The sequence below is a fragment of the Campylobacter sp. JH23 genome, from assembly GCF_017846595.1.
GTDB lineage: Bacteria > Campylobacterota > Campylobacteria > Campylobacterales > Campylobacteraceae > Campylobacter_D > Campylobacter_D coli.
On sequence record NZ_JAEQBP010000006.1, the window covers coordinates 39,802 to 57,673 of the forward strand.

Sequence of the window (17,872 nt, forward strand, 5' to 3'; positions counted from 1 at the left end):
TTTGGCTTTGCTATAAACTCTTTTTCAGTAAGCAAAATTTATAATGTTTTTTCAAAAATTCTAAAAATTTATAGAAGTGAAAATCAATGAAAAATCTACTTGAAAAACTAGAAAATGAAGAAAGATTAAATGAAAATGAAGCAAATGCCCTATGGGATTTAGATCTTTTTACCTTAGCTAAATTCGCACACAAAAAACGCACTAAGCTTCATGGAAAAAAGGTGTATTTTAATATAAATCGCCATATAAATCCTACAAATATTTGTGCAGATACATGTAAATTTTGTGCTTTTTCAGCACACCGAAAAAATCCAAATCCTTATCTTATGAGCCATGAAGAAATTATGAAAATAGTTGATGATACTATAACTCGTGGCACTAAAGAAGTGCATATTGTTTCAGCACACAATAAAGACACAAGTTGGCAGTGGTATTTAGAAATTTTTAAAATGATTAAGGAAAAATACCCTCAAATGCATATAAAAGCTATGACAGCGGCAGAAATTGACTTTTTGCATCGCCGTTTTAAAATGAGCTATGAAGAAGTGATAGAAAAAATGCTTGAATACGGCGTGGATTCTATGCCTGGGGGTGGAGCAGAAATTTTTGATGAAGAAATACGCAAAAAAATCTGCCATGGAAAAGTAAGCAGTGAAAATTGGCTCAAAATTCACAAACTTTGGCATGATAAAGGCAGACAAAGCAATGTTACTATGCTTTTTGGACATATCGAAGAAAGACGCCATAGGATAGACCATATGTTAAGACTTCGTGCCTTGCAAGATGAAAGTGGGGGTTTTAATGCTTTTATTCCTTTGGTTTGGCAAAGAGATAATAGTTACATACAAACAGATAAGATAATGGATAGTGAAGAAATTTTAAAAACCATAGCTATTTCTCGCTTAGTACTTGATAATATCAAAAACATTAAAGCTTATTGGGCGACTATGACTTTAAATTTAGCCATGGTTGCGCAAGAATTTGGCGCAAATGACTTAGATGGCACTATAGAAAAAGAAAGTATACAAAGTGCAGGAGGAGCAAAATCTGCTAAGGGTACCAATCTAAAAACCTTTATAGAAATGATAAAAACAGCAAATTTAACTCCTGTAGAGCGCGATAGTTTATATAATGAACTAAAAACCTACTAAGGATTAAAAATGGATTTTTTTAAACTCAAAGAAAATGGTACCAATATTCGAACCGAAGTTGTAGCAGGATTAACAACTTTTTTAGCCATGGTTTATATCATTCCTGTAAATTCAAGCATAGTAGGCAATACAGGCATGCCGATAGAAGCTTTAATTACTGCAACTGCTTTAATTACTATTGTTGCAACTGCTTTTAATGCCTTTTTTGCTAATACTCCAGTAGCCATGAGTGTTGGAATGGGTTTGAATGCTTATTTTACTTTTGCAGTTTGCTTAGGACAAAAAATACCATGGCAAAGTGCCTTAGGGGCAGTCTTTATCTCAAGTATTATTTTTCTAATCCTTTCTTTTACCCCCTTTCGCCTTTGGGTTATACGCAATATACCTAAAGATTTGCGCTTAGCCATTTGCGCAGGGATTGGATGCTTTATCGCTTTTTTAGGCTTAAGTCAAATGGGCATTATAACGCCAAATAAAGATACTTTAGTCAGCATAGGAAATTTTAAAAATCCCCATGTGCTTTTTGGAATTTTTACCCTCATTTTAATTGTATTTTTTTGGGCTATAAAACTAAGAGGGGCTTTTATTTTAGGAGTTTTAATAAGCTCTATTATAGCTTGGATTTTTGGGATTGATAATGCAAGTTTTCCTAAGCAAATCCTTTCTTTACCTAATTTTAGTAGTGACAATGGCTTAGGAGCTATTTTTTTAGAACTTGATATCAAAAGTGCTTTAAATATCACTATGATACCTATTATCCTTACTTTTTTTATCACTCAACTTTTTGATAGCATAGGCACTATCACGGGTATAGGCGAGAGGGGTAAAATTTTTGATGATGCAAAAGATGGAGAGAAAAAACTAGGTAAAACCCTTATGGCAGATGCTACAGGTTCAGCTCTAGGTGCACTAGGCGGAACTTCGACTGTAACTGCTTTTGTAGAAAGTACAACAGGGGTTGAAAGTGGAGGTAGAACAGGACTTACCGCTTTAGTTGTGGCTATTTGCTTTGCTTTCACACTTTTTTTGCTCCCACTTTTTAAAGCTATTCCCGCAAATGCTATATATCCTGTACTTGTAATGGTAGGAATTTTAATGTTTATGGAAGTTAAAAATATAGACTTTAAAGACAGTGCTATTGCAGTAGCTAGCTTTTTTACTATCATTATGATGCCTTTTACTTATTCGATTACCGCAGGTTTTGCCTTTGGTTTTCTTTCTTATTTATTGGTTCGAATTTTTAAGAGAGAATGGGATAAGATTAATCTTGGTATTATAGTTTTAAGCTTAATTTCCTTAGGAAATTTCTTACTCATTGCTTTGCAATAAAAAAAGGGGACAAAAATGATTTTTTATTCTTATGAAGAATTTAAAGAAGATGTAAAAATTTTGGCTAAAGAAATCAAAGAAGATTTTAATCCTGATGCACTTTTAGCCATAGCAAGAGGAGGAATGAGTTTAGGACATTCTTTAGCAGTTGCTCTTCAAACACGCAAGCTTTTTGCTCTAAATTCTATCCACTATGATGATACAAAAAAACTTGATACTATTGAGATTTTTAATATTCCTGATCTTAGCAAGTACAAAAAAATTCTACTCATTGATGATATTGTAGATAGTGGGGAAAGTTTGGCTGAAATTAAAAAGGTTTTACTTGAAAAATTTCCACATATAGAACTTAAAGTTGCTACGATTTTTTATAAAAAAACTGCACTTTTAGAACCCGAATTTAAGGTAAAAGAAGCTAAAGAATGGGTTGAATTTTACTGGGATATTCGTATTGATTAGAATCTGCTATAATAACGGCTTTTAATCTTAGGAGTTTTATTTGAAATTAAAATTAATATCCTGTATTTTACTCTTTAGCACAATCTTTGCTTTTGCAAATGAGCTTGATTTAAATGATTTTGAAGAAGAGTATCAAAGCTATAAAGTAAATGACCCACTTTATGGGTACAATAAAGCAATGACAAGCTTTAATGTAGCTTTGTATGATTATAGCCTTCGTCCTATTCTTAAAGGCTACAATGCTATCACTCCTGAATTTATTCGCACGGGCGTAAGAAATTTTTTTGATAATTTATTTGCACCCCTACGCTTTGTAGGCAATGTCTTGCAATTTAAATTTGAAGAAGCAGGAGAAGAATTTAAAAGATTTAGTGCTAATACCATTATGGGTTTTGGTGGGATTATGGATCCTGCAAGTAAAATGGGACTTAAAAAACACCCTGCTGATTTAGGAACTGTTTTAGCGCATTGGGGAGTGGGAAGCGGTTTTCATATCGTTTTGCCCATACTTGGACCTAGCAATTTAAGAGATACATTAACCCTACCTGCAACTTGGTATGCAAGCCCAACAGCTTATATCGATCCCACTTGGGCAAGCATAGCCATAAGCGCCTATGGCTTTGGAAATGAACTTAGCTTTAGACTTGATGAGATTGATGAGATTTATTATAATACTCCTAACTTATATCCGTTTATACGCGATGCTTACGAGCAAAGACGCAATGAACTTAGTAAATAAAGGAAAAAAATGAAAAAAATATTTTTAATTCTAGCTTTATCTTTAAATATTTTTGCCTTACAATTAGATGAAATTTCTAATACCATGCAAAAAAATATCAATAAAAGCCTACAACTTCTACAAAACAACAAAGAAGATAAAAAACAAGCTGCTGATGGAATTTTTCTAATTTTTGATCATATAATTGATTATAAACTCATGGCTCAACTGAGCCTTTCTAAAGATTATGCTAAATTAAACCCTAAAGAACAAGAAAAATTTGCTAGTGCTTTTGAGGCAAGCCTTAAAAAAAGCTTTACAGATAAACTCGATCTTTATAAGGATCAAGTTTTAATGGTAAAAAATGGAGAATTAAAAAACGCAAAACGATATTTTTTAACCTCTTCGATGATATTAGATGGGGAAGAAAAAAATATCATCTTTAAATTTTATAACAATAATAATGATTGGCTTATCTACGATATCGATGTTTTGGGTGTTAGTATAGTTCAAACCTATAGATCTCAATTTGGGGATATTTTAGCAAACCAAGATTTTGATACTCTACTTCAGAAACTTGAGAATATAACCATAGAATAATGTTTGCGAAATTCTTAAAAATTTTTATTTATCATCCAAAAAGTACTTTTTTTGCTACTCTTTTTATATGCTTATTTTTAAGCTTTTTCGCTTCTAAATTAAGCGTAGATGCAAGTGCTGAAAGCTTGCTTTTAGAGGATGATAAAGATTTAAAAATTTTTAGAGAACTTTCTAAACATTATAAAAGTGATAATTTTTTACTTTTAGCTTTTAAACCTGAAGATGAAAACCCTTTTTCAGGTAAAAATTTAAACAAATTAAAAGAGCTTCATCAAGAATTAGAACAAGTTTCATTAGTCGAGCGTGTTTTTAGCATTATCAATGCTCCTTTGCTCCAAAGTTCAGAAAATACAGACTTAAAAGAACTTTTAAAAAATATTCCCAATATACAAAGCAAGGATATTAACCTCACCAAAGCTCAAAATGAAATTTTAAACAGTCCTTTTTATAAAAACAATATCATTTCAAAAGATGGCAAAACAACAGGACTTATCATCTATCTTAAACCCGATACAATCTATAATGAACTCATAGAAAAACGCGATCTTAGCACAGATAAGAATAAAAAAGAGCAAATTCGCTTAGCAATTAAAAAACACCAAGAACAACAAAAAATCATTACAAAACAAGGCTTAGATACAATCAAAAATATCATCAAAAAATATGAAAAAAATGAGGATAGATTCTATCTTGGCGGGGTGAGTATGATTGCTGATGATATGATAACTTATATAAAATCTGATCTCATGCTCTATGGAATTTCTCTTGTGTTTTTATTAGCATGTGCACTTTATTGCTTTTTTCGTGCGTGGCGTTTTGTATTTTTACCTCTCTTTATTTGTTTTATAAGTTTAAGTGCGGCAAGTGGCGTTTTTGCTCTTTTAAATTTTCAAATCACGGTTATTTCTTCAAACTATGTTGCTTTGGTCTTAATCATCACTCTAAGCGTAGTCATTCACCTCATCACACATTTTATAGAAATTAGCAAGCTTTATCCAAAAGCTAAAATCGAACGCCTTGTACTTCAAACCCTACTTGCAAAAGCAAATCCTAGTTTTTATGCCATCATTACAACCATGATAGGCTTTTTCTCCCTCATGCTTTCAAATATAGAGCCTATCATAAAACTTGGTATTATGATGAGTATAGGTATAGGACTTGCACTTATTTTTAGCTATTTATTTTTAGCAAGTATTTTAGTGCTTCTTAAACTCAAAAAATACTACAAAAAAGAATTTAAATTTAATTTCTTAGCTTTTTGTGCTAAAACAAGCCTAGATCCTAAAAAACGCTCTATTATATACATACTCTCTATTACTACTATTATCTTGGCTCTAATAGGAATTTCTAAACTAAGAGTTGAAAATTCTTTTGTAAATTATTTTAAAGATGGAAGTGAAATCAAAAAAGGCTTATTGGTTATTGATAAAAATTTAGGCGGAACCCTGCCTTTGGATATTATCATTCGTTTTCCTGATAATAAAAACAACCCTAGTTTAAATGATGTATTTGATAGCTTTGAAAGCGAATTTGATGCTCTAGCAACAAAGGATACTTATTGGTTCAATTCTCAAAAAACGCGTATTGCAAAAAAGGTGCATGAATTTTTAGAAAATAAAGAATTCATAGGTTCGGTTTTAAGTCTTAATAGCCTTTTAAGTCTAGGAAAAAATATCAATGATGGCAAGGATTTAGATGATTTTACTCTTGCGTTTTTAAACGAAAATTTACCCCCAGAACTTAAGCAAGAACTTCTTTCACCCTTTGTTAATATAGAAGAAAATGAGTTAAGATTTAGCATACGCATTATAGATTCTGATCCAAAACTAAGGCGTAATGAATTTCTAACAAATCTCAAGCAAGAGCTCGAAACACTTTTAAAAAATGATGGTGTGGAAATTCAAATCACAGGCATTATGCTACTTTATAATAATATGCTTCAAAGTCTTTTTTCATCACAATTTGATACACTTGTTTTTGTTATCTTAGTTATCTTTGTATTGTTTATCATTATTTTTAGAAGCTTGAAATTTTCAATTATTGCCCTACTGGTTAATATCATTCCTTTAAGTATGGTTTTTGCCCTTATGGGAATTTTAGGCATACCTTTAGATATGATGAGTATTACCATAGCTGCTATAGCCATAGGTATAGGCGTGGATGATACCATACATTATATCTATCGTTTTAAAGAAGAAATAAAAACCAAAAGCGTAGAAGAAGCGATTTTAGCTTCACATCTTAGCATAGGATCGGCACTTTATTATACAACCATTGGTATAGTTTTAGGTTTTAGCGTTATGATGAGTAGTAATTTTATTCCTACGATTTATTTTGGAGTTTTAACTGTATTTGTGATGATTTTACTTTTAAGTGGAAGCTTATTTTTGCTTCCAAGTCTTTTGGTTACAATTTATACTAAGAAAACCAAAGCTTTAAACCCGCATAAAGCACATAAATAAATACAACCATTAAAATATACTTGATAAAATTTCTCACCCTTTTCCTTTATTTAAAACTTTTAAAACAATCCTTGTAAGTTCCAAAGCTTTAAAACGATGCGAAAGTTGGTTTTTTTCATTATGGCTAAGTTCTGCTAAAGTTTTATCAAAGCCTTTAGGGATAAAAAGGCTATCATAGCCAAAGCCATTTTCACCTCTTTCTGTGTTAATTACATGTCCGTGCATAGTTCCATGCATTGTCCATTCACCCTCTAAGCTTACCAAAGCGATAGCAGCTACATAATGAACCTTACTTTTTTCAAAGCCCAAAACTCTCATTTGTTTTACAAGCTCATCACGATTGCTTTTATCATCTCCCTTACCACTAAAACGCGCAGAATAAATTCCTGGCTTACCGCCCAAAACATCGACACAAATTCCGCTATCATCGCTTAAAACAATAAATTCATTTTTTTGATTTTCATCCAAAGCATTAAAAACCGCTCTTGCTTTTATAAGAGCATTTTCTTTAAAACTATTGCCATTTTCTTCTATTTCAAAGGTGGTTAGAATTTCATCAAAGGCATAAATTTCAAATTCTTTTAAAAGTTCTTTTAATTCTATAACTTTGTGTTTATTGCTTGTTGCTAATAAAATTTTCATTATCTTGCTCCAAAAATTGAATTATTTTCGCTAAATTATCATTTTTAATCCCTTGCCAAACTAAGAAAAAATCAAGTATATTCCATATAAAAAGAGCGACGATATTAAAAATCCATACTACAAGCATAGAAGATGAATCAAAAAAACCTGCAATAAGTAAACCTATAAAAATAAAAGCCCACATTGCCATTTTTGCAAAACCAAGCCCCATATCCCCTTTATAAAAACGATCAAAAGTAAGCCCTGATAAAATAAAAGCAGGTACTACGCCTAAAATAAGCCCTATAATAGGATTTTTCAATTCTAAATAACAAAAACGAAACAATGTTTCATCGCTTAAAGTTTCAATTTTATCTTTATAAGCTGCCAGCAGCTCTATATTTACTTTACCTTCCATTGCCAAAGAAAAAGTTTGAAAACGATTCATAAACCCATCCTTTTAAAAAATTAAAATCTTACTTTTTTAAGCCTTTTAAAAAGATAAAATAAAAAACTTAACAATCCTTAATATAATTCATAGTAAAATTATCTTTTTTTGTAAAATTTAAGATTTTTAGGAAACCAAATAATGCTAAATAATGTCTTACCCCTATCTTTTATCGTTGGAACAAGATTTTTTGGACTTTTTATAGTTTTGCCTGTGCTTAGCTTTTATGCTCTTGAACTCCAGGGTGCAAATGAATTTTTAGTAGGACTTCTAGTGGGTGTTTATGCTCTAACTCAAATGGCTTTACAAATGCCTTTTGGAATACTAAGTGATAAAATTGGACGCAAAAAAACCATGCTTATAGGACTGATTATCTTTATCATAGGCTCTTTAATCTGCTCTTGGGCTGATAATATTTATACAATGCTAATAGGCAGAATGCTTCAAGGTGCAGGGGCTATTGGTGCAGTAGCTACAGCAATGATTAGTGATTTTATCACTGAAGAAAATCGCGGTAAAGCTATGGCAATAATGGGATCTTTTATAGGACTATCTTTTGCAGCTTCTATGGTAATCTCGCCTTTAATGAGTGCTAAATGGGGGCTTTCTAGTCTTTTTGATCTTAGTGCTGTTTTATCGCTTTTGTGTATTATCTTGCTTTATACCGTCGTTCCAAAAGAAAATAAACTCACCCATGAAAATACCAAAACTCCTTTTTTTCATCTTATTAAACAAAAAAATTTAGCCCTAATGAATTTTACTAATTTCATGCAAAAAATGCTTATGAGTATAGCATTTTTAAGCATTCCTATCATTTTAGTAAAACATTTAGGCTTTGATGAACATAAACTTTGGATTGTTTATACAGCATCTATGATAGCAGGCTTTATCGCCATGGGATTTTCAGGAAGTTTAGGCGAAAAAAGAGGCTTAGCAAAGCAAATTTTACTTTTAGGGATAGCTTTTTTTATCCTTTCTTATATCTTTTTTGTTTTTTCTAGCACAATTACTTTCTTTATCGTTGCGGTTGTGATATTTTTTATAGGTTTTAACTTGCACGAGCCCATTATGCAAAGCTGTGCTTCTAAATTTTGTAAAGTACATGAAAAAGGCGCAGCTTTAGGACTTTTTAATGCTTTTGGATATGGTGGAAGTTTTATAGGAGGTATAATAGGAGGTATATTTTTACATCTTAATAAATTAGAATTACTGGCTATTATTTTAGTGATTTTGTCTATTGTTTGGTTTATAGCTTTGTTATATTTAAAAAATCCTTCTGAATTTAAAAATATTTATTTGCCTTTAGAAACGACTTTAAATTTGAGCGAATTTGGTAAAAATTTAGGCGTTGTAGATATATACAAAAACTCAAAAAATCTAGTCATTAAATTTGATAGCAAGCTAACAAATAAAGAAGAATTAGAAAGTAAAATTTAAATCAAAAATAAAAAAAACTTGAAATTTGATCTATAATTTTATTTTCTAAGGAAAGCTGACAACGCTTTTTATCACTAAGATAAGCTGTGCGAGTAAACAAACTCGTTTTTTGCAGAGTATTTTTAGAGCCAATTTGTATATTTACTTGCATGGTATAATAATTTTCAATATACCATTCCCCATTATTTTCAAAAGGATCAAAATCATAAAAAAATCTTCCCGAACTTGTAATTCTTTGAGCGTAGGAATGCTTTTTAAAATCTACAAGATTGATTAAAATTTCATAATCGGCATTCAAAGATACTTCTTTTAATCCTAAATTTTTAAGTCTTAAAGCTAATTCATCTTTTAGAGTACTTTGAATTTTGCTTGGATTTTGCAAAGTGATACTAAAACTTTGCCCTTGTTTAGCCTTTAAAAAAATGCCTTCATTGCTTGTTTGTATAGAGCTTTGAACAAAGGCAGGCTTTGCGCAAGCACTCAAAAAAAGTGCTAGAAATAAAACTGAAATTAGACGAATTTTTCTCATTATTTGATGATGGTTGGAGTAGCACTAAGGCCTAAAGAACGATATTTTTCATAAAGAGAAAATACTTCTTTTAACTCGCTATCGCTCACCTTTGGATAAGATTTGATATTTGCATCATAATATTTATTTAAAATAGCTATTTTCTCATCATCACTCTTAGCTTTTTTACTCTCTTTGTAAATCAATGCTGATTTTTCAAAAGCTGATTTACCATGCACTGGGGTTAAGATATAATTGACTTGATAATTTTTAAGCTCATCTTTAATCTGTGCCAAATGATCTCTACAATAAGGACATTCTGGATCTGAAAATACATAAATAGCGGGTTTGCTTTTATCGCCTAAAGCTATAAGCATTGTTTCTTTTTGAACTACAGGTTTAACATTTTTAGTGAAATTTGCTCTAGCCTCTTGGAATTTTTTCATTTCATATTCTTGAGCATAAGAAGTTTTAGTTTTTAAATCAATAATATCAGGAACGATAAGATTATCTTTTGTAAAAAGAATTTGCTCTTGCTTTTGTCCTTCAAGCGTTATCGTAACAATTACGCTTTCAAAACCTGTATTTCCAACCTTTTGGCGATTACCTACACTCACTGTTGCATTTGGAAATTGTGCTTTAATGCTTTTGGAATAAAAATCACTGATTTCAGAATTGCTAGCAGCAAATAAAGACATTGAGCAAGCAAGGATTAAGCTTATTTTTTTCATTTATTTTCCTTAAAATCAAATATTAAGATTTTATTTTATAATGATATTCTAAATATTTGTTTTTAAAAATCTTTTTTCATCCTTTTTTTGCACCCTCTCATCTTTATCAAGATATTCTAAATAAGCTATGGCATATTTTCTTGAAAGATTAAAACGCTCTTTCATACTTTGTATATCAAGGCTTTGACTCTTTAAAATTTCTAAGCACTCTTGCATAAGCTTATCTAAGGCATTTTTTTCTACAAAAAGATTATGAGAAAGTCTTATAACGCGATTTTGCTTGGTAAGTTTTTTTAAAATTTCATCTCCACTTTTTCTGTCTAATTCTAAAAATTCGTATAAATTATAAGGTGCTTGAGGTTTTATGCCTTGTTTTTTAAGTATATTGTATAGCTCATCGTTGTTTTTTTCCCTAAGCTTTTCATAATCAATTCCTTTTTTAAAATACACTCCCTTTTCAAATTCAAGTAAATTTGATAGATTTTGAAGTCCAAATTCACAAAATTCCGCACTAGCCCAAGGAAGTCTTAGAGCTAAAGAGCTTGCTGAAAGCATGGCATAAGGATTTTTTTCAAGTATAAAAGAAATGAATTTTTTAAGCTCATCTAAGGCTAAGAGATTATAAATATTAAGATTTTTTTCATCTATAAAAACTCCATTTAATTCTTTGGCTAAATTCAAAGCTTCTTCATGACTTAACTTAAATCTTTGATAACTTGAAAGCAAGCCAAAGCCATATTTATGCGTATTTTTTAGAAATTCGAAAGCTTTTTTTAATTCTTTATTTTTCAAAAGCATTAAAAATTTGTTTTTTTGCTCCTTTTTCAAAGGCTCACTCACAGGATTTAAAACCTCTCCTCCGCCCACAACACGATTATTTTGCAATAAAATAAATTTTTCATTAAAACATAAAAAAAGATTTTTTTCAAATTCAAGATGAGCAAAAAATTCATTATTTTCTAACTCTTTTAAAATGCTTATCTTGCACTCTATGCTTTTTGCACCCACGCAAAAAAGCATTTTTTCATTTTTTAATCTTTTAGCTTTAATCAAAACATCACATTCTTTAAAGCCCTTAAAAAAACCTTTTTTACTTAAAACATAACCTTTTTTTAATTCTTTATAATCACAATTTAAGCTCAAAGCCACACGGTTAAAAGCTGAAATTTCAGCAAAATTACTTTCATGATTTTGTATATTTTTAACCACAAGTTCTTTTTGATTGTCAAGACAAATGATTTTTTCATTGAGGGAAATTTTGCCCTCATTAAGGCTTCCAGTAACTATAGTTCCTATACCTTTTAAAGAAAAAACCCTATCGATATAATAACGAAAAACAAGATTTGCATTAGCATTCTTGCATTCTAAATTTAAAAGATAATTTTTTAAGCGCTCAATGCTCTCTTGATCCTTTATCGAAGTGTGAAACACTTTCATAGGTATAAACTCAAGTGAGTTTAGAATTTTTTGCTCTTGTTCCTTAGGATTTTCACATAAATCGCATTTGCTAAGCACCAAGATAATATCTTTGACACCTAAAAGTTCAAGTACTTCTAAATGCTCTATACTTTGTTCTTTTAAGCCCTCATTGATATCAACTACAAACAAACAAGCACTAAAACCAAAAGCCCCGCTTATCATCGTTTTAACCAAGTCTTTATGACCTGGCACATCAATAAAAGAAAGGTGTTTTTGCTTATAGTTTAAATTAGAAAAACTTAAATTAATGGTAATTTGTCTTTCTTTTTCCTCTTTTAAACTATCTCCTTCAAAACCATTTATAGCTTTAATCAAAGAAGTTTTTCCATGATCAATATGCCCTGCAGTACCAATTAATAGCGAATTCATAAATTTTCCATAGTATTGATAATTTGAATTAATTTTGATAAATCTTTTTCTCTAATTGTCCTAAAATCCAGCACAAAAGCTTCATTTTCTATGCGACCTATGATATTTTTTGCTCTAAATTTTTCTTGCAGTTTTAAAGCATTGCCATTAAAAGCTAAAACATAAGTTTCTAAAGTTTTATCAGGCATAGAACCACCCCCTACCAAACTTTTACTCATTTTCAATTCACTTTTAATCTGAATTTCATTTTGTACCCTTAAAGCTTTTTCTTTAATATGAGCGATTTCATCATTTAAAAGCTTTAAACTTGTGATTTTTTCATAATCTTTTTCAAGATAAATCTTAAGACTTTCATTTAACAAAGCAAGTGTGATTTTATCTACTCTTAGCATTCTTAGCAGTTGATTTTCTTTAATTTTATCAATCAATTCTTTTTTACCCAGTATAATTCCAGCTTGCACACTACCAAAAAGCTTATCCCCACTAAAGCTCAAAATATCGCAATGCTTTATCAAATCTTTGATTTTAGGCTCATTTTTTATTAGTTTTGGATTTAAATTCTCACACCAACCCGAACCTAAATCATAATAACTCAAAAGTCCTTTTTCTTTTGCCAAATTTCCTAAATCCTTGATGCCAACCTCGCTATGAAAACCAATCAAAGCAAAATTAGACTTATGGGTTTTTAAAAGCATTTTAGTATTTTCGTTTATAGCTTTTTCATAATCTTTTAAATGCGTTTTATTGCTCGTACCTACTTCACAAAGCTTTACTCCTGCAGCTTTAATCACTTCACTCACACGAAAACTTCCGCCAATTTCAACAAGCTCACCCCTTGAAGTTACAAGTTCTTTGTCAAAACAAAGAGAATGAAGTACCAAAAAAACTGCTGCGGCGTTATTATTTACAACCAAAGCATCTTCGCATTCAAAAAGCATTTTAAGTTTTTCAAGCACCAAGGCATAACGACTTCCTCTTTTACCGCTTTCTAAGTCAAATTCGATATTAGCATAATTACAAAGCACATCTTTGGACTTTTCAAAAATACTCTCATCAATAACACTACGCCCCAAATTTGTATGAATAACCACACCCGTAGCATTAATGACACTTTGTAAATCTTTGCGTAAATGTTTTTGAATTTCTTGCTGTATTTTTTCTAAAATAGTATTTTTATCTAGCAAATCTTCGCTTATATTCGCCTTGAGTTTAGCGACAACACTTTTGCAAAAATAAGATCTTAAATAAAAAGGATATTCTTTTAAACTCTCATCATCAATCAAGCTTCCAATTTGTGGAAAAGTTCTAAATTTGTTCATCTTAAGCCTTAAGAAAATATTTGGTTATTTTACCATAGAATTTGGCAAATTGACCATCAAGGAAAATCAATGAAAGACTTTGTTTTCATACAAAATGAAAATCTTATTCCCTTGCCCGATGAGATAAATATTTGGGAAAATTGCAAAGATGAAGAAGTTTTAATTTCTAATGAAAAAGCACAAAAAGCACAAATTTATGCTCCAGAAATCAATTTTTATCTTAAAAGTTCACAAGATGAAATTTTAGAAAAAAGTAAAAATATATTAAAACTTTATGAAGCTAGGGCAAATGTCTATGATTTAGGGCTTGATTTAGAACAAAACAAAGAAGTAAAAAACCGCATTATTTTAGTAGATTCTGATGATACTATGGCTGATTTTTTAAAAAAACAAAACTTTAAAATCATAAGCTTAAAAAATGAAGAAATTCTAGCAGTATTTGGCAGCATAGGCGAGCTTTGTGCTGTGATTTTAAATCAAGGAGAAGAAGTAGAAATTGATTTTGATATTTTACTTTTTAATACAAATTCTAACGACATTCGCAAGGATTTTACAAGACAAAGTGGCTGTTATAATATTAGCAATTTTAAAAATCAAGAAAGTTTACTGAAATTTTTACAAGATAAAAGCCCAAAATACACATACAAAACCTATATTACCTATGATTCTAGCGTATGTCAATACCACGAAAGACGCAGTGAGCATTGCGCAAAGTGTGCTGAAATTTGCCCTACGATAGCTATTTTAAAAGATGATGAAAACAAGCATTTAGAATTTTCTCAAGTAGATTGCCTAGGCTGTGGAGGCTGTATCAGCGTGTGCCCTAGTGGTTCGCTTGATTATACACCCATGCCTAGGGAAAGTTTTTTTGAACTTTGTGAATTTTATAAAGAAAAAAAGATTTTAATCATACCTAAAAAAATGTCTTTAGAAAATTTAAATATAAAGCTACCCAAAGATGTTTTGCCTTTTATGATAGAGGGTGAAAAGTGGCTTTCTTCTATGCATTTTCTAACTCTTTTGCAAAGCAGTGGTGCAAATTTGGTTTTTTACACGGATTTTATTTCACGAGGAAGTGCTGAAGCAATAGATCTTTTAAATACTTTTTTTGAAAGAAAATTTCAAAAAGAAGCTATTTTTACCGCTAAAGATGAAAAAGAATTGCAAAATGCTTTAGGAAAGCAAGAATTTATAGAAAATTTAAGTTTTGATTTTCACAATAACACTCTTACTACTAGAGAAAATTTTGCCAAAAGAATGCAAAATTTGATCCAAAATGATGATTTTGGCGCAAAAGAAAGTGGCGAATGGTTAAGATATGGAAAAATAGAAATCAATGCAAATACCTGTACTCTCTGCCTTTCTTGCGTAGGAGCCTGTAATGTAGGAGCTTTGATTGCTGATACTAAAGAAAATGCACTTAAATTCAATGCTTCATTATGCACCACCTGTGGATACTGCGAAGTAAGTTGTGCTGAAAAAGATACTCTAAAACTTACGCGTAGTGGAATGGAATTTAATCCCAACTATTTTGAATACCAAACCATGGCAAAAGATGAACTTTTTGCTTGCATAGAGTGTGGAAAAGAGTTTGCCACTAAAAAAGCGGTAGAAAAAATTGCGAATTTGATGAAGCCTAAATTTGGCAATGATGAGAGCAAGATAAAAACCCTTTATTGTTGTGCAGACTGCAAAGCAAAGGTAATGATAGAAGCAATGAGAAAAGGATAAATAATCAATCAATTGGCTCTGATTTGATATTTTCTATAGCCCAAATCATAGCCTTTTCTATTACACTCCCATGAGTTTCATTCTCAAAAAGTTTAAATTCAACTTCACAAGCACTATGATTTAAAATTTGCATACTAAGTTCTTTAACACTTATTTTAGCTTTAGCTTTCTTAATGCTAGAATTACTCTCAGCCGAACCTAAAGCCATATAAATTTGAGGACAATTTGATAAAGAAATTCGTTTAGGTATAAATTCACTACCACCCCACCACAAAGAAGGTGAAATAATAAAATAATGGCTAAAAAGCTTTGTATCATTAAATAAAGTATCTAAAGCAAAAAGTCCGCCAAAAGAATGTCCAAAAAGAATTTGAAAATCTTCACTGGTTTCATAATGTGTATTAATATAAGGTAAAAGCTCTGTTTTGATAAATTGTCTAAATTCAAAGCTACCTCCTCCATTTTGAAATTCCAAACCTTGAACCTTAGGAGTATAATCTTTTGTCCTATGGGTAGTATCAAACGCCAAAGGGCTATCATAACCTATACCAACAATTAAAATATCTTCTTTAGGCAAATAATTATAAAGATTTAAAAATCTCGAAAAAAACGCATTGCCATCAAGCAAATAAATTACCTTATATTTTTTATATTTTATTTTACTTTTTGCCACAAAAATTCGATAACTTGTATGATAATGCGTTAATTTTAAATCTTTCTCTATAAAAAAGTAATCTTTTGCTTTTTCTATAATAGGAGTAATTTTTTGATCTGGTTTTGAAAAAAGTGGAATAGTTAAAATTAAAAATACAATACAATATCGGCAAAGAAAGCCGATATTTTTAAAAATTAAGCAAAATGAGCTTTGATTTGTTCTACCCAAGCGTCAATTCTTGCTTCAGTTTGATCTTCTTGATTGTCATTATCAAGTGCAAGACCTACAAATTTTCCATCAACAACTGCATCGCTTGATTCAAATGTATAGCCATCAGTTGAAACTTCACCTACTAAATTTGCGCCTGCATTTTTTAAATTTTCTGCAAGTTTTCCCATACCGCCGCAGAAAGTGTCTGAATAGCTTTCACTATCACCCATTCCAAATACAGCTACAGTTTTTCCACCAAGGCTAAGACCTGAAAAATCAAAACCATCCCAATCATCTTGTAAATCACCACTTCCCCAAGTAGAAGTTCCACAAATTAATTTATCATAAGAATTAATTTTAGCTGCATCAATATCTGCAACATTTAAAACATCACTAATTCCTAATTTTGAAGCGATTGTATTTGCTGCTCCTTCTGTATTTCCCATAGCACTTCCATAAATTACTGCTACTGACATTATTTTCTCCTTATAAGTTTATTTGTTATTGAATACGGAACTAATTTTAACATAGTTTTATTTAAATCGCATAAAAAATGTTTTATTTGAATAAAATGTGTGAATTTTTTGTTACGCGGACAAACTATGTAGATTTGTTCAAATTGATTTTGATATATAAATTTAGATATTTTTTGAATTTCGTTATCGATATTTAAATTTTGAAGATCCACTTCCTTGCAAAGAGGTAAAACGGCAATTTTATTATCTATGATAATCAAATTATCATTTTGAACAATGCTTCGATTTTGATTTTGATGAGAAATTTTATCATATACATAAAAATCAAATAAAACTTGCGCATCAAAACAAATTCCTCTAAAATAAGCTCTTAAAAGCCTTAAAATATCGACATTTTGAAATATCTTAGTCTTAAAAATCAAACTCTTTCTTTTTTGAAAATAAGAAATGTTCAAAGTAAGATTTTTATCGATATTTTTTATCTTGCCAAAAGGCGTATGTATCACATCTTGCAAGAAGTTTTGAAAAGGCATTTTTAAATCCTTTGCACTTTTTGCATATGAAAGCGGGATTCTTAAAGCACTATCAATACTAGCATTGTATTGAATCAAAAAAGTTTTGACAAGCTCTTGCTTGCACAAAGAACTATAAACCCGAGGGATAAATTCTCTTTTATCATCAAATCCAAATAGCATTATTCAACCTTAGAGCAAGAAAATTCTTTATCTAAATTAAATATCTTACAATACTCACAATACACGCAACTTACGCTTCTTTTTGCGCAAACTAATGGAATTTTTCGTTTTTTAGCCTCGTTTTTAATTTTTTTCATAGTATTGTGATTTAAGAAACTCGTAAGCATTACTATACATTCTGTATCACAAGGAATAGGTTTGCGATTGACTCTATTTTCATTGCGCGCATCCCAATGCTCTATTTTTTTTGCACCTAAATCATACAAAACAGCCTTAATAGGTGTTATTTCATCTGCACCAATAACCAAAACTGACATAAGCTCTCCTTTGTGATTTTTATTTTAAATTATTTTGATAATTATTATTATAATATAATCAAACTAAATTTATTTTGAAATTTATTATCATTAATATTTTTTATTAATTTATATTAATTCAGCTAATTTTAATTTTTAATAGATATAATTTCTCAAA

At 30.3% G+C, this 17,872-nt stretch carries 18 protein-coding genes; 8 read left to right on the top strand and 10 right to left on the bottom strand.

Going from position 1 to position 17,872, the window contains the following annotated elements:
* Positions 1-86: 86 nt before the first annotated feature.
* Genes mqnE through KAR88_RS06835 form a run of 6 tightly spaced genes read left to right on the top strand, consistent with a single transcriptional unit; the run spans position 87 to position 6,719 of the window.
* Positions 87-1,151 carry an aminofutalosine synthase MqnE gene (gene mqnE, locus KAR88_RS06810; protein ID WP_002789617.1) on the top strand — a complete coding sequence of 355 codons (1,065 nt, stop codon included), beginning with the start codon at positions 87-89 and terminating at the stop codon, positions 1,149-1,151.
* A 9-nt stretch (positions 1,152-1,160) separates the two neighbouring features.
* Positions 1,161-2,480, top strand: a complete 1,320-nt coding sequence (locus KAR88_RS06815) for an NCS2 family permease (protein ID WP_002789616.1) — start codon at positions 1,161-1,163, stop codon at positions 2,478-2,480.
* A gap of 15 nt (positions 2,481-2,495) precedes the next feature.
* Positions 2,496-2,939, top strand: a complete 444-nt coding sequence (locus tag KAR88_RS06820; RefSeq protein WP_002777808.1) for a phosphoribosyltransferase family protein — start codon at positions 2,496-2,498, stop codon at positions 2,937-2,939.
* Between the two features lie 40 nt (positions 2,940-2,979).
* On the top strand, positions 2,980-3,678 hold the full coding sequence (locus KAR88_RS06825; RefSeq protein WP_002777810.1) for a VacJ family lipoprotein: 699 nt from the start codon (positions 2,980-2,982) through the stop codon (positions 3,676-3,678).
* A gap of 9 nt (positions 3,679-3,687) precedes the next feature.
* On the top strand, positions 3,688-4,257 hold the full coding sequence (locus tag KAR88_RS06830; protein WP_002780490.1) for an ABC transporter substrate-binding protein: 570 nt from the start codon (positions 3,688-3,690) through the stop codon (positions 4,255-4,257).
* Positions 4,257-6,719, top strand: a complete 2,463-nt coding sequence (locus KAR88_RS06835; protein WP_002787791.1) for an MMPL family transporter — start codon at positions 4,257-4,259, stop codon at positions 6,717-6,719. The genes KAR88_RS06830 and KAR88_RS06835 overlap by 1 nt, the downstream gene beginning before the upstream one ends.
* Before the next feature lie 33 nt (positions 6,720-6,752).
* On the opposite strand, the gene rdgB is transcribed toward KAR88_RS06835, so the two are convergent.
* Together rdgB and KAR88_RS06845 are read right to left on the bottom strand one after the other, a co-directional pair.
* Positions 6,753-7,361 (bottom strand): RdgB/HAM1 family non-canonical purine NTP pyrophosphatase, encoded by a 609-nt coding sequence (gene rdgB / locus KAR88_RS06840; RefSeq protein WP_002780486.1) that lies wholly within the window; start codon positions 7,359-7,361, stop codon positions 6,753-6,755.
* Positions 7,333-7,788 (bottom strand): hypothetical protein, encoded by a 456-nt coding sequence (locus KAR88_RS06845; protein ID WP_002780484.1) that lies wholly within the window; start codon positions 7,786-7,788, stop codon positions 7,333-7,335. Before KAR88_RS06845 ends, rdgB begins: the two co-directional genes overlap by 29 nt.
* Before the next feature lie 141 nt (positions 7,789-7,929).
* On the opposite strand from KAR88_RS06845, the gene KAR88_RS06850 reads away from it, so the two are divergent.
* Positions 7,930-9,225 (top strand): MFS transporter, encoded by a 1,296-nt coding sequence (locus tag KAR88_RS06850; protein WP_002783899.1) that lies wholly within the window; start codon positions 7,930-7,932, stop codon positions 9,223-9,225.
* Position 9,226: 1 nt separating this feature from the next.
* Here the strand turns inward: KAR88_RS06850 and KAR88_RS06855 are convergent, their stop codons facing one another.
* From KAR88_RS06855 to selA, 4 genes are read right to left on the bottom strand one after another with little or no spacing between them, the layout of a single operon-like run.
* The gene (locus tag KAR88_RS06855; RefSeq protein WP_002810415.1) at positions 9,227-9,709 is read right to left on the bottom strand and encodes a hypothetical protein; all 483 of its coding nucleotides are present in this window, start codon (positions 9,707-9,709) and stop codon (positions 9,227-9,229) included.
* A gap of 44 nt (positions 9,710-9,753) precedes the next feature.
* Complete coding sequence (locus KAR88_RS06860; protein ID WP_002777827.1) at positions 9,754-10,464, bottom strand: DsbA family protein; 711 nt, start codon at positions 10,462-10,464, stop codon at positions 9,754-9,756.
* A 48-nt stretch (positions 10,465-10,512) separates the two neighbouring features.
* On the bottom strand, positions 10,513-12,312 hold the full coding sequence (gene selB, locus KAR88_RS06865) for a selenocysteine-specific translation elongation factor (protein ID WP_002780478.1): 1,800 nt from the start codon (positions 12,310-12,312) through the stop codon (positions 10,513-10,515).
* Positions 12,309-13,631: an L-seryl-tRNA(Sec) selenium transferase gene (gene selA / locus KAR88_RS06870; RefSeq protein WP_002777832.1), complete on the bottom strand. Its 1,323-nt coding sequence runs from the start codon at positions 13,629-13,631 to the stop codon at positions 12,309-12,311. Before selA ends, selB begins: the two co-directional genes overlap by 4 nt.
* A 69-nt stretch (positions 13,632-13,700) precedes the next feature.
* On the opposite strand from selA, the gene KAR88_RS06875 reads away from it, so the two are divergent.
* Positions 13,701-15,362, top strand: a complete 1,662-nt coding sequence (locus KAR88_RS06875; RefSeq protein ID WP_023362118.1) for a 4Fe-4S dicluster domain-containing protein — start codon at positions 13,701-13,703, stop codon at positions 15,360-15,362.
* A 4-nt stretch (positions 15,363-15,366) separates the two neighbouring features.
* On the opposite strand, the gene KAR88_RS06880 is transcribed toward KAR88_RS06875, so the two are convergent.
* From KAR88_RS06880 to KAR88_RS06895, 4 genes are read right to left on the bottom strand one after another with little or no spacing between them, the layout of a single operon-like run.
* Complete coding sequence (locus tag KAR88_RS06880; RefSeq protein WP_057037145.1) at positions 15,367-16,245, bottom strand: alpha/beta hydrolase-fold protein; 879 nt, start codon at positions 16,243-16,245, stop codon at positions 15,367-15,369.
* Positions 16,212-16,703, bottom strand: a complete 492-nt coding sequence (fldA, locus tag KAR88_RS06885) for a flavodoxin FldA (RefSeq protein ID WP_002777839.1) — start codon at positions 16,701-16,703, stop codon at positions 16,212-16,214. The genes KAR88_RS06880 and fldA overlap by 34 nt, the downstream gene beginning before the upstream one ends.
* Positions 16,703-17,398, bottom strand: a complete 696-nt coding sequence (locus KAR88_RS06890; protein WP_002783868.1) for a hypothetical protein — start codon at positions 17,396-17,398, stop codon at positions 16,703-16,705. Before KAR88_RS06890 ends, fldA begins: the two co-directional genes overlap by 1 nt.
* Positions 17,398-17,715 carry a DUF2325 domain-containing protein gene (locus tag KAR88_RS06895; protein WP_002777843.1) on the bottom strand — a complete coding sequence of 106 codons (318 nt, stop codon included), beginning with the start codon at positions 17,713-17,715 and terminating at the stop codon, positions 17,398-17,400. The genes KAR88_RS06890 and KAR88_RS06895 overlap by 1 nt, the downstream gene beginning before the upstream one ends.
* Positions 17,716-17,872: the final 157 nt, after the last annotated feature.

What these genes read in the sequence shown, in the direction of transcription:
- mqnE (WP_002789617.1), top strand. Translation starts at nt 87, where the DNA reads ATGAAAAATCTACTTGAAAAACTAGAAAATGAAGAAAGATTAAATGAA.
- KAR88_RS06815 (WP_002789616.1), top strand. Translation starts at nt 1,161, where the DNA reads ATGGATTTTTTTAAACTCAAAGAAAATGGTACCAATATTCGAACCGAA.
- KAR88_RS06820 (WP_002777808.1), top strand. Translation starts at nt 2,496, where the DNA reads ATGATTTTTTATTCTTATGAAGAATTTAAAGAAGATGTAAAAATTTTG.
- KAR88_RS06830 (WP_002780490.1), top strand. Translation starts at nt 3,688, where the DNA reads ATGAAAAAAATATTTTTAATTCTAGCTTTATCTTTAAATATTTTTGCC.
- KAR88_RS06835 (WP_002787791.1), top strand. Translation starts at nt 4,257, where the DNA reads ATGTTTGCGAAATTCTTAAAAATTTTTATTTATCATCCAAAAAGTACT.
- rdgB (WP_002780486.1), bottom strand. Translation starts at nt 7,361, where the DNA reads ATGAAAATTTTATTAGCAACAAGCAATAAACACAAAGTTATAGAATTA.
- KAR88_RS06845 (WP_002780484.1), bottom strand. Translation starts at nt 7,788, where the DNA reads ATGAATCGTTTTCAAACTTTTTCTTTGGCAATGGAAGGTAAAGTAAAT.
- KAR88_RS06850 (WP_002783899.1), top strand. Translation starts at nt 7,930, where the DNA reads ATGCTAAATAATGTCTTACCCCTATCTTTTATCGTTGGAACAAGATTT.
- KAR88_RS06860 (WP_002777827.1), bottom strand. Translation starts at nt 10,464, where the DNA reads ATGAAAAAAATAAGCTTAATCCTTGCTTGCTCAATGTCTTTATTTGCT.
- selB (WP_002780478.1), bottom strand. Translation starts at nt 12,312, where the DNA reads ATGAATTCGCTATTAATTGGTACTGCAGGGCATATTGATCATGGAAAA.
- selA (WP_002777832.1), bottom strand. Translation starts at nt 13,631, where the DNA reads ATGAACAAATTTAGAACTTTTCCACAAATTGGAAGCTTGATTGATGAT.
- KAR88_RS06875 (WP_023362118.1), top strand. Translation starts at nt 13,701, where the DNA reads ATGAAAGACTTTGTTTTCATACAAAATGAAAATCTTATTCCCTTGCCC.
- fldA (WP_002777839.1), bottom strand. Translation starts at nt 16,703, where the DNA reads ATGTCAGTAGCAGTAATTTATGGAAGTGCTATGGGAAATACAGAAGGA.
- KAR88_RS06890 (WP_002783868.1), bottom strand. Translation starts at nt 17,398, where the DNA reads ATGCTATTTGGATTTGATGATAAAAGAGAATTTATCCCTCGGGTTTAT.
- KAR88_RS06895 (WP_002777843.1), bottom strand. Translation starts at nt 17,715, where the DNA reads ATGTCAGTTTTGGTTATTGGTGCAGATGAAATAACACCTATTAAGGCT.